This is a genomic window from Pseudoalteromonas amylolytica, from assembly GCF_001854605.1.
In the GTDB taxonomy this organism is placed as follows: Bacteria; Pseudomonadota; Gammaproteobacteria; order Enterobacterales; family Alteromonadaceae; genus Pseudoalteromonas; species Pseudoalteromonas amylolytica.
The window spans coordinates 374,545-385,457 of sequence record NZ_MKJU01000028.1; the positions used below are offsets into that span (position 1 = coordinate 374,545).

A 10,913-nucleotide genomic window follows, 5' to 3' on the forward strand; every position below is an offset into this window, starting at 1 on the left:
TAGAGCGCCTTAGTTTTTAAGGAATACTATGACTACCATCGTTAGCGTACGTCGCGACAACAAAGTTGTTATTGGTGGAGATGGCCAAGTGTCACTTGGCAACACAGTAATGAAAGGCAATGCGCGTAAAGTTCGCCGTCTATATAACGGTAAGGTACTTGCGGGATTTGCCGGTGGAACAGCGGATGCATTTACCTTATTCGAGCGCTTTGAAGGCAAGCTTGAAATGTATCAAGGCAACCTCACCAAAGCCGCCGTTGAAATGGCCAAAGACTGGCGCAGCGATAGAGCCTTGCGCAAGCTAGAAGCGCTGCTGGCCGTCGCCGATGAAACAGCTTCACTTATCATTACCGGTAATGGTGATGTTGTTCAGCCTGAACATGATTTAATCGCGATCGGTAGCGGCGGTAATTTCGCCCAATCAGCTGCCATTGCCTTGCTTGAGAATACCGACTTGAGCGCCCGAGAAATTGTTGAGAAAAGCCTGAAAATTGCAGGTGATATCTGCGTATTTACCAACAATTTCCAAACTATTGAAGAATTGTAAGAGGAATTGCCATGACTGCAATGACCCCACGAGAAATCGTCCACGAATTAGATCAGCATATTATTGGTCAAAACCAAGCAAAAAAAGCCGTTGCAATTGCGCTTCGTAACCGCTGGCGTCGTATGCAATTGAACGATGACTTGCGCGCTGAAGTCACACCAAAAAACATTCTCATGATAGGCCCAACAGGTGTGGGTAAAACCGAGATCGCAAGACGCTTGGCGAAACTTGCCAACGCGCCGTTTATCAAAGTTGAAGCCACCAAGTTCACGGAAGTGGGCTACGTTGGTAAAGAAGTCGAGTCAATCATCAAAGACTTGGTTGATATTTCTTTCAAAATGACCCGTGAGCAACAGGCCAAAAAGCACCAGCATCGCGCCGAAGAAGCTGCTGAAGAGCGCATTCTGGATGCCTTACTGCCACCGGCTAAAGACGCTTGGGGTGAATCACAACCTAGCGAAAATAGTTCAACTCGTCAGGTGTTTCGTAAAAAGCTACGTGAAGGACAATTAGACGATAAAGAAATCGATATCGACATCGCCGAATCAGCGCCTCAGGTTGAGATCATGGCTCCGCCGGGTATGGAAGAAATGACCAACCAGTTACAGGGCATGTTCCAGAGCATGACTGGCGAGAAAAAGAAAAAGAAAAAGCTCAAAATCAAAGATGCATTTAAGCAATTAGTGGAAGAAGAAGCTGCCAGAATGGTTAATCCTGAAGAGCTCAAAGAACAAGCGATCTTCTCAGTTGAGCAAAACGGTATCGTGTTCATCGATGAAATCGATAAAATCTGTAAGCGCGGTGAAGCTCAAGGCCCAGATGTAAGCCGTGAGGGTGTACAACGTGACTTATTGCCACTGATTGAAGGCTCAACCGTCAATACCAAGCACGGCATGGTTAGAACTGACCACATCCTATTTATTGCCTCAGGTGCATTCCAAATGGCGAAACCTTCTGACTTAATTCCTGAGTTACAAGGTCGTTTGCCTATCCGTGTTGAATTGGAAGCCCTAACAGCTGGAGACTTCAAACGTATTCTTACCGAGCCGCATGCATCACTCACCGAGCAACAGCAAGCGCTGATGGAAACCGAGAAAGTGGAGATAAGCTTTACCGATGATGCCATCACACGTATCGCCGAAGCTGCTTGGCAGGTGAATGAGAAAACCGAAAACATCGGTGCACGTCGTCTTCATACAGTCATGGAAAAGCTGATGGAAGAGCTGTCTTATGACGCTTCTGAAAAATCGGGCGATACCTTCGTGATTGATGCCCAGTACGTCGAGAAACACCTAGATGTATTAGTACAAGACGAAGATTTGTCACGCTTTATTCTGTAACACACCCAAAGCGGAGCTCCGTGCTCCGCTTACGACCACGGTCCTCATATGTATATCGTAACGAAACTCCACTACCATCAACAAAGCCACACCTTAGATGTCTACTTTGACGATGGGCAGCAATACACCCTAAGTGCAGAGCTGTTGCGTACACACTCGCCGTCCGCTGAAGTGCAAGGGCATGGCAAAGGAGAAATGAAGCTGGTGCTCAATAAGCACAATGTGGCGATTGCCAGCATTGAGCCTGTGGGCCATTACGCCGTGCGTTTATGTTTTGATGATGGACATAATACCGGCCTGTTTAGCTGGCAATATTTAAGAACCCTATGCACCGACCAGCAAGCACTATGGGCACGCTACCTTGAGCGTGTTAAAACACATCAAGACAGTGAACACAGCGTGCCCATCAAGTTTATGCCGTAAGTTCTCACCCACACCCACCTTGGTCACCTCGCTTTCCTCTAGACAGAAACCCCATAAAAGGTACAATACCGAGCCTTAAAAGCCCTACTTAACCAGATATCAAAGCACATCCTCGTTATTTATTCATATCATGTTGATTGAACGTACTACAGAAGATGTACTGATAATAAGACAGATAATACCTATGAATGACATAAAAACAGTTGAACACTATTTTCATAATGTGAAAAAAAGACTTCCATGCACTGTACCTCCTCAATTGTATGGACGAGATATAGTCTGGGATATTCAATACAAGCTCAGTCATGACAATCAGCAGACACCTAAGGCCTTTGACTTAAATTTTTTCTTAAGCCGGCTCGTTGCAGGCAACAAAAGCTTAAAAGAAGCGAGAGGCGTATCAAGGAAACGCCTTGCATTGGTATCTAGCAAAATTGGGTATAGTGATCCCGAAGCACTTGATCTACTTAAGCAAATGCATCGTTATTGTAAGGCAAAAGATTTACTCGCCAATGTAAAAGTAATCACCTAGAGGCCAAAAATAATTGCGTTACAACAGCTGAAACTCTCTTTGTATCTACGGCGGCCATGTGCTTGAAACTCCGTTGGCCAATTGCTGGTGTTGCCTGCGAAGGGGCAGCAGCAGTTGCAAAAGTTAATGCCGTCGGGGACTGTGATGAAAATTACCAAACAGCCATCAGGCAGTGCAAGTAATGTTTAATTGAGAGGCTTAGCCTCACATTTTTAGGTATGTGAGAATGATAAAGTATACTTTCCTAGGCTTAATTTTTTTAGCTTCAGTTGTTATGTTCACAATAAATCGGGTAGAACGAGAGGGGGTTGAAAGAGAAGAGCTCACACAGGTGCCATTTAAAACTCATAACGAACAAAAACAAGTAGAAAGCGATAAAGATGGACAAGTAACTGACATTAAAAATAGCGACGGTAAAAACGTCATCAATAAAGCTCTCTATTGTAATAACCTTAGCCACTTTAATGTCTCACTAACGAGGTCTGAGTACCCTCACCCCGAAGAAGTAGCTTTGTATCTCGATATTCACAATACCAAAATACGACACTCTGACCCATTTTCCATCGAAAATAGAACAAATATGACGTTCGAGTTGGCGCTACAGTTAAAAAAAGCGCTCATAGCCTCGGACTTAAACAATTATAAAAAACTTATAGAAAGTAGGGAAATAAACCTGTTAAAGCTCGGAAATGACACCATTTACAGCTTCTTTATCGAGTCATATACGACATCTGACTTTCTTTACTTACTCATCGATCATGGCTATAAACCCGTACTCAGTGATATAACTAAAACCGTTGATAGCCATCAAAACTCTACCCTAAAGTCTGAACTCATCGACTTATTAAAAGGTTATTTACTAAACACCTCAGACGCTCATGCTTTGCGTCACCTCAATGATCTGACCCTGCTTATGGAAACACCCAGTCGTTACAACTTTTCAACGCGCAAGAGTTTAGAAGCATCAATAGCTTCACTATTGAGTGCATCTCTAGGCTTTGAACAAGAAAAAGCTGTTGAATCAATGACATTTTTTGGCTATGAGCACGCTGAAGCGGTGGCGAAAATCGACTCATTATTAAAAAGTCGCAAAAACTTTTCAAAACTACTCAACGAGTACTGTGCAAAACCAACAGCGGCTACAAGCCATGATGCAGCTGAGGATGTGGGCTTAACTTATAAACAAACGTTCGCATTATTCGAGTCGCAACAGCTTATACAGGACCTAACTACACTTTCAAAGCATGAACAATGGGAAAAGTACATTGAAAAGGCTAACTTTTATGCTTCTCAACATTCTGAGCTACTGACTATTTTTTACATGCAAGCACTGCAAAGAGGCGCGCCAGAGCATGTTATCCAGTCACTTTATAATATGGGAGTCCAACCACAAAATGAAGACATCGCATTACTCGCAATGCAAAATAAGCTGGGTATATTAGAGAAATATGCAGCTGTGTTCGACTTCGGATACGTTAGCGAAAATGGGATGAATGCTATGGATTACTGTATAAAAACTAGGTGCAACCTTGCTGTCGTTAAGTTCTTATTAAAAGAGCAGCCTGATATGAAGATAAGCCAAGCGTCACTTGAAGTTTTAAACTCACCTGAATATCAGGAATACCAAGCTCAAATTCGAGCTTTTAGCTCAACTTATTAGGTAATTAGCATGAAAAAAGTATTTACGTTCAGCAAGAAAAAGCATTGGTTCTCCAGCGAGCCTGATTTAGAACTGCTCAATCAGCAACTTGAAGAGTTGCAAAACCAAGGACTCACTGTTGAGTCAGTGACCCCTGTCGCAAACCTTTTAGGGGCAATTGATTCATACGTCATTTTATTATCCGATCAAAAGTAGCGGCATAAAGCTGCTAACTCCCCCATAAATAAGCACGCTATTCATGGGTGGTTATGATGTCCACTTTGGGTGCCCTAATCGTAAAACCCCACTGTAAAATCACACCAACCTTAATCACCTTCACACCTTATACCGATAAACCCACATCTTTATGGGCCTACCCTCTCGCACAATAAAATATCATTGATATGATAAAGCACAGCCCTCTCCATCACTTCAACCAATCACTTAGCCATCATCACAGGCCAGCACACTGGTCTTGATAATCCCATGAAATAACACACCCATTAAAGGTATGTGCATTATCATTTACTTCAACAGTGTATTTTGGAAGAATAAAATATGAAGGAGCAATCGCAACAACCTTATTAATCGCGGAATTGACAACATCTTTTGTCGCGAATGCATACAATTAGAAGCTGAATTGGAAGATGGTACCAACGCTATGCACTATGCTTTAGCATTCGGTGCTTCACCAAAAACAATAAAATTCCTGCTAGATCAAAATGTTAAAATCAAAAAGAATAAATATGGCTATTTACCCTCTGATTCCATAGAATCGCCCAAATATTGAAGCCCACTCAAACCAAATATCAGAAGGTAAAAAAGCATGTCTTATGAATTACTAAACTGTTTTATGCTAAGCGTTTTTTTGTTCTATATATCAAGGCTAAGAAGTGAAGTCAAAGCATTGTCGAAAATAACCCGTAGTCAATTACAAGCTTTGATGAATAGCTCTGGTATTGAGTTTCCAAATGAGCAACTGTTCGATACACAGTTTAAGTATAGGGTGAGCAACGGCTTGATAGCCGACCCTAGAAAGTACGTTGTAGACAAAACCGGCTGCACCGAAGAACAAGCAGATGTGTTTATTACACGATTGCTCAGCGACAACAGCAAGTAATATACTTTCAAATCAATGCTCAATAGGATAGTTTCAAGAAGATGAAAAAAGTGTTCACATTCAGTAAAAAGAAGCACTGGCTTGCAAGCCAGCCCGATTTAGATTTACTCAATCAACAATTAGAAGAGCTGCAAGAGCAAGGGCTCGTTGTGGAGTCTGTAACACCAGTAACAAGCCTGTTAGGCGCAATTGATTGCTATGTAGTCTTGCTCAGTGATCAGCAATAGTTCTGATCAGGTTAAGGCGTAATGGTGTCCATCTTAGATTCAATAATTGAAAAGAAGGCCCCTTGCGGATCACAAATCACCGCATAGCGTCCCACTTCAGGAATATCTTTGGGTGGCACACATACCTTTGCGCCAAGCCCCGCCGCTTTTTTGGCTACCGCATCGCAATCTAGCACGGCAAAGTACATCATCCAATGAGAAGGTACTGTTGGACTCCAAGCCTCAGTCATCTCAACCATACCCGCTAAAGCATGCTCATCATTACTAAAAATAGCGTATTCGAGCCCCTCAACCGTTTGATGGATGGAGTGCCAGCCAAATAACTGAGCATAAAAAGCTTCATTCTGCTTGCTATTACGGCAGGCCAACTCGTGCCAATAAGGTGTGTTTGCCTCAAATGCTCTGCGACTGCCGATATGCTGTTTGGCCTGCCATAGCGTCAACTGCGCGCCACTTGGGTCACTAATAACGGCCATACGACCCGCCTCTCCAATATCGTACGGGCCACGGACCAGTTTCCCGCCTAGCTTTTCTGCATAAGCAACTGAAGCATCGACATTCATCACAGCCACGTACGCTTGCCATACGCTTTGCACTCTCGCCGACTTTTTTTCATCGCCCATTTCATACATGCCGCTGATGATGTCATCTTGTTTTTTGAAATTGGTGTAAAAGTCTCCATTGGCACCACGTTCATCATCGAATTCCCAACCGAATAATGCACAGTAAAAAGGCTTAGCAATGCGCCAATCCGCTGCACATAACTCAGCCCAACAAAACTCATGGATATGCGCATAAGTGAGTCTACTCATGTTAATTTACCTTTTTAAAACGCCTTTATGGTTGATAGTCGAAATAATCGAAATATGCAATCAAAGTAAATCATGTCTAACCATGATTGGTAATGCTCAGGTTTGAGGGGGTTACACTGAGAAGGAAGTTTGGCTCATGAAGAAAAAGGGCTATATGATAGCCCTAATAGATTATAACTTTACTGGCTGACCATATTTTGGCGATCTTGGTCCGTGTAATATGCCATTATACATGTCCGCTGAAAGCAAACGCTGTGTAGCTAATGTAGAAACGTTAAATCCAGCATCTGTTGCCGTTTCTAAAATTTGGTGAAGAGCCGCGGATACAAGCGCACCAACAAGGCCACCACCAGAGTTAGAGCGTTGCTCACTGCTCGCAGCTCGTGCACTGCCTTGCCATAACAATGTACCTGTCTTCAAGTCGACCAGCTTAGCATCTACTTGCACTACTGTATCACTAGAGATAACAACGTAAGATGTACCGTATTCTTTAATATCTATGTATAAACCTGCATCAGCGCCGAAAATTTCGTGCAACTTCTGCGTAGGTACAGCATGAATATCCTGAGCAACTGTTAAACCATTGCTTTTAAATGTTTCATCTACTAAAGAAACAGGGAATACGTAATATCCTGATTCAGACAACGGCTTAGCCACATTTGATAAAACGCTATAAGGGGCAATCACTTCCGATGAATTATTGATAGGTGGAACCACTAGTACAGAACGTGGATCGCTATTCTTATATTCAGTGTAATCATATGGCTCAGACTTCGATGCACAACCACTCAGCGTTATCGCTACAATAAACGCAAATAGAGTCTTAATATTATTCACCTTGCGCTCCTTTTGCATTTTTGATCAAAAAATCAATGTACTTTGCTGATTCAGGAAATAAGGCCTTCTCTTGTTCAAGATAGCCAAATCCAGACTCCAAATTGCCTTGTTTTAGGTGTAGGTACCCGAGATGTGCAAGTATTCCCGGAGCAATAGGCATGCTGTTGTTCTCAGCCATTTGAACTGTCTCTTCGAGCTGATTAATTTGCTCGCCTACATCCGTTTCATCTGCTTTGAAATGTTGATATATGTTCTGGTTGTAGGAACCATGATAATAAAGTGGCTTAACTGTTTTACAACCCGCCAGAGTCGCAGCTGCAATTACTGCTAATATTGTAACTGTATTTTTCATCTTCATTCTCAATTATGGCTGCCAGTGACCCGAGTTAATACCATTGACCAAATTGTTAACTGCTTCTCTGATTGCTAAATCTAACACTTTACCATTGAGTGTTGAGTCATAGCCTGACGTACCGCCAAAACCTATTACTTCACGGTTTGATAAGCTGTATTCACCAGCACCTTGTACTGAATACACGACTTCTGACGTAGTGACATCAACAATATTCAAATTGACTTTTGCATACGCAATTTGCGATTTTCCTTTGCCTAAAATGCCAAACAGCTGCTTGTCACCTTGTTCTTTGCGACCGAATTCACTTACATCGCCAGTGACAACAAAGTTAGCCCCCTTGATTTTTTGTTGGGCACCAGAAAAACCTGCCTCTTGTGCTATTTCAGACATATTTGCTCTGTCTAATACAGTAAAACGGTTAGTTTGCTGAAGGTGAGTCATCAGGATTGTTTTCGCCTGAGAACCTAGCTTATCCACTCCTGAGCTGAATATGCCGTTTTGAAAGTTAGAACGGTTTTGTAACTTTCCAACAGATAGTTTGCTTTTGGGTCCTGAGTAAGCCACTTGGTATGACTGTACTTTAGGCGCTTCTATGGTTCTAGATGATTCAGTCGCTGCACACCCTGATAATAATAGTGCTGTAGCTGCCGAGCTAAGTATTACAAGCTTGTTTTTAAGCATTACTTCTTCCTTTTTATTAATTCCACGGTTTTTGTAATAAAAACCGGACCGCATGATAATGCATAATTAACAACAATTAAATTTTTTTATTGATTAATTTGCAAACAACTGAATTATATTGACGTTTTCTGAAGTAAACTCTCACCTTTGAACACATTGTGTCGTCGTTGCAACGCAGCACACCTAAAGTACAACCCTTTTGGAAAAAACCTTTATTTCTATAAACAACACACGACTAGTTTGGCTGCCACTGACCACTATCGACACTTGCAACTAAGTTATTAACGGCCTCTCTGATAGCAAGATCTAATATTTTGCCATTCAATGTTGAGTCATAACTTGCCGTGCTACCAAAACCAACCACTTCCCGTGTCGATAAACTATATTCCCCGGCACCTTGCACAGAGTAAACAACTTCAGATGTCGTGACGTCGACAATATTTAAATTTACTTTTGCATAGGCGATTTGCGATTTACCTTTGCCAAGAATACCGAATAACTGTCTGTCACCTTCCTGCTTACGACCAAACTCGGAAACAGCTCCCGTTACCACATATTTGGCACCTATAATATTTTGTTCAACACCTGAAAAACCAGCCTCTTGGCTAAGCTCACTGAGATTTGCGCGTTCTAACACTGAGAAGTGATTGCTCTGCTGCAAATGTGTCAACAAAATCGTCTTCGCCTGTGAGCCGAGCCTATCTTCACCCGTATTGAAAATGCCGTTTTGAAAATTTGATTGGTTTTGGAATTTACCCAAAGATAGCTTACGCTTTTCCCCCATATAAGCAGAGTTAAACGAATTCACCTTTGCAGCCTCAATTGTTCTTGAAGACTCAGTCGCCGAACAGCCACTCAGTAATATCGCTGCTGTAGCAGCGAGTAAAAGATATTTATTTGGGTTCATGATTTCATCCTTTTGCAAACTCACTCTATGTCGGGTGAGTGATAAATAGTCAAAGTTAATAGAAATCAGTATACCTAGCATGAATAAATTCTCTGTAAGCATTCGTAATTATATGTGCGCCGCGACCTACAGTTACTTACGACATAAACAAACAAAGTGAGTGAGCTGCCAAACAACCACTGTGGGACTCTCACCGTCTGATGGCGCTTCGTTTATACCGACCAACAAGACCCGAATCTCAGACATAAAAAAACCCGAGCCTAAGCTCGGGTTCTTCTAATGCTTTGTGGCATTAACTAAAGTCGATATTACTCAACGATAGTTGCTACAACACCAGCACCAACTGTACGGCCACCTTCACGGATAGCGAAGCGTAAACCTTCGTCCATCGCGATTGGGCAGATTAGCTCTACAGTCATCTTGATGTTGTCACCAGGCATTACCATTTCTACGCCTTCTGGTAGCTCAACGTTACCTGTTACGTCAGTTGTACGGAAGTAGAACTGTGGACGGTAGCCTTTGAAGAATGGCGTGTGACGACCACCTTCATCTTTAGAAAGTACGTATACTTCTGAAGTGAACTTCGTGTGAGGTGTGATTGAACCAGGCTTCGCTAGTACTTGACCACGCTCAACATCATCACGCTTAGTACCACGTAGTAGTGCACCAATGTTCTCACCCGCACGACCTTCGTCTAGAAGCTTACGGAACATCTCAACACCCGTACAAGTTGTCTTCGTAGTTTCTTTGATACCTACGATTTCAACTTCGTCGTTCACGTTGATGATACCAGCTTCAACACGGCCTGTTACTACTGTACCACGACCCTGGATTGAGAATACGTCTTCGATAGGCATGATGAATGGCTTATCGATATCACGCTCTGGCTCTGGGATGTAAGAATCTAGTGCTTCTGCAAGCTCAACGATCTTGTCTTCCCACTCTTTCTCACCTTCTAGTGCTTTAAGCGCTGAACCTTGGATTAGTGGTAGGTCATCACCTGGGAAGTCATACTCTGAAAGTAGTTCACGTACTTCCATCTCTACTAGCTCTAGAAGCTCTTCGTCGTCAACCATGTCACATTTGTTCATGAATACGATGATGTAAGGTACACCAACCTGACGAGAAAGTAGGATGTGCTCACGTGTTTGAGGCATAGGACCGTCAGTAGCAGCAACTACTAGGATCGCGCCGTCCATCTGTGCAGCACCAGTGATCATGTTTTTAACATAGTCAGCGTGTCCTGGACAGTCTACGTGTGCGTAGTGACGAGTCGGTGTATCGTACTCAACGTGTGAAGTTGAGATTGTGATACCACGCTCACGCTCTTCTGGAGCGTTATCGATTGATGCGAAGTCTTTTGCTTCACCACCGTATACTTTTGCAAGTACGTTAGTGATTGCTGCTGTTAGAGTTGTTTTACCGTGGTCAACGTGGCCGATTGTACCTACGTTTACGTGCGGTTTTACGCGTTCAAACTTTTCTTTTGCCAT

14 protein-coding genes are annotated in these 10,913 nt (G+C 42.7%); 8 read left to right on the plus strand and 6 right to left on the minus strand.

The genetic code is table 11. The features are described 5' to 3' along the window. Positions 1 to 28: 28 nt before the first annotated feature. The 8 genes from hslV (at position 29) to BET10_RS15405 (ending at position 5,828) form a co-directional block, all read left to right on the plus strand. Positions 29 to 547, plus strand: a complete 519-nt coding sequence (gene hslV, locus BET10_RS15370) for an ATP-dependent protease subunit HslV (protein WP_070986472.1) — start codon at positions 29 to 31, stop codon at positions 545 to 547. Positions 548 to 558: 11 nt separating this feature from the next. Beyond that, positions 559 to 1,887 (plus strand): HslU--HslV peptidase ATPase subunit, encoded by a 1,329-nt coding sequence (hslU, locus tag BET10_RS15375; RefSeq protein ID WP_070986473.1) that lies wholly within the window; start codon positions 559 to 561, stop codon positions 1,885 to 1,887. Positions 1,888 to 1,935: 48 nt separating this feature from the next. Continuing rightward, entirely contained in the window at positions 1,936 to 2,310 is a 375-nt protein-coding gene (locus BET10_RS15380) for a gamma-butyrobetaine hydroxylase family protein (protein WP_070986474.1), read from the plus strand. A 184-nt stretch (positions 2,311 to 2,494) separates the two neighbouring features. Further along, positions 2,495 to 2,842, plus strand: coding sequence for a hypothetical protein (locus BET10_RS15385; protein ID WP_139158563.1), 348 nt, complete (start codon positions 2,495 to 2,497; stop codon positions 2,840 to 2,842). 274 nt (positions 2,843 to 3,116) lie between these two features. Beyond that, on the plus strand, positions 3,117 to 4,502 hold the full coding sequence (locus BET10_RS15390) for a hypothetical protein (protein ID WP_139158562.1): 1,386 nt from the start codon (positions 3,117 to 3,119) through the stop codon (positions 4,500 to 4,502). A gap of 9 nt (positions 4,503 to 4,511) precedes the next feature. Continuing rightward, positions 4,512 to 4,697 carry a hypothetical protein gene (locus BET10_RS15395; protein WP_070986477.1) on the plus strand — a complete coding sequence of 62 codons (186 nt, stop codon included), beginning with the start codon at positions 4,512 to 4,514 and terminating at the stop codon, positions 4,695 to 4,697. 610 nt (positions 4,698 to 5,307) lie between these two features. Next, complete coding sequence (locus BET10_RS15400) at positions 5,308 to 5,601, plus strand: hypothetical protein (protein WP_070986478.1); 294 nt, start codon at positions 5,308 to 5,310, stop codon at positions 5,599 to 5,601. A gap of 41 nt (positions 5,602 to 5,642) precedes the next feature. Continuing rightward, on the plus strand, positions 5,643 to 5,828 hold the full coding sequence (locus BET10_RS15405) for a hypothetical protein (RefSeq protein WP_070986479.1): 186 nt from the start codon (positions 5,643 to 5,645) through the stop codon (positions 5,826 to 5,828). A gap of 11 nt (positions 5,829 to 5,839) precedes the next feature. Here BET10_RS15405 and BET10_RS15410 read toward each other — a convergent pair whose 3' ends face one another. From BET10_RS15410 to tuf, 6 genes are all read right to left on the minus strand, one after another. Further along, positions 5,840 to 6,640, minus strand: a complete 801-nt coding sequence (locus BET10_RS15410) for a VOC family protein (protein ID WP_070986480.1) — start codon at positions 6,638 to 6,640, stop codon at positions 5,840 to 5,842. Positions 6,641 to 6,811: 171 nt separating this feature from the next. After that, positions 6,812 to 7,477, minus strand: a complete 666-nt coding sequence (locus BET10_RS15415; RefSeq protein WP_420820127.1) for a DUF799 domain-containing protein — start codon at positions 7,475 to 7,477, stop codon at positions 6,812 to 6,814. Then, on the minus strand, positions 7,470 to 7,829 hold the full coding sequence (locus BET10_RS15420) for a DUF4810 domain-containing protein (protein WP_070986481.1): 360 nt from the start codon (positions 7,827 to 7,829) through the stop codon (positions 7,470 to 7,472). The genes BET10_RS15415 and BET10_RS15420 overlap by 8 nt, the downstream gene beginning before the upstream one ends. Positions 7,830 to 7,841: 12 nt before the next feature. Next, complete coding sequence (locus BET10_RS15425) at positions 7,842 to 8,513, minus strand: CsgG/HfaB family protein (protein WP_070986482.1); 672 nt, start codon at positions 8,511 to 8,513, stop codon at positions 7,842 to 7,844. 235 nt (positions 8,514 to 8,748) lie between these two features. Beyond that, the gene (locus tag BET10_RS15430; RefSeq protein ID WP_070986483.1) at positions 8,749 to 9,420 is read right to left on the minus strand and encodes a CsgG/HfaB family protein; all 672 of its coding nucleotides are present in this window, start codon (positions 9,418 to 9,420) and stop codon (positions 8,749 to 8,751) included. Between the two features lie 308 nt (positions 9,421 to 9,728). Further along, positions 9,729 to 10,913: an elongation factor Tu gene (gene tuf / locus BET10_RS15435; protein WP_070982779.1), complete on the minus strand. Its 1,185-nt coding sequence runs from the start codon at positions 10,911 to 10,913 to the stop codon at positions 9,729 to 9,731.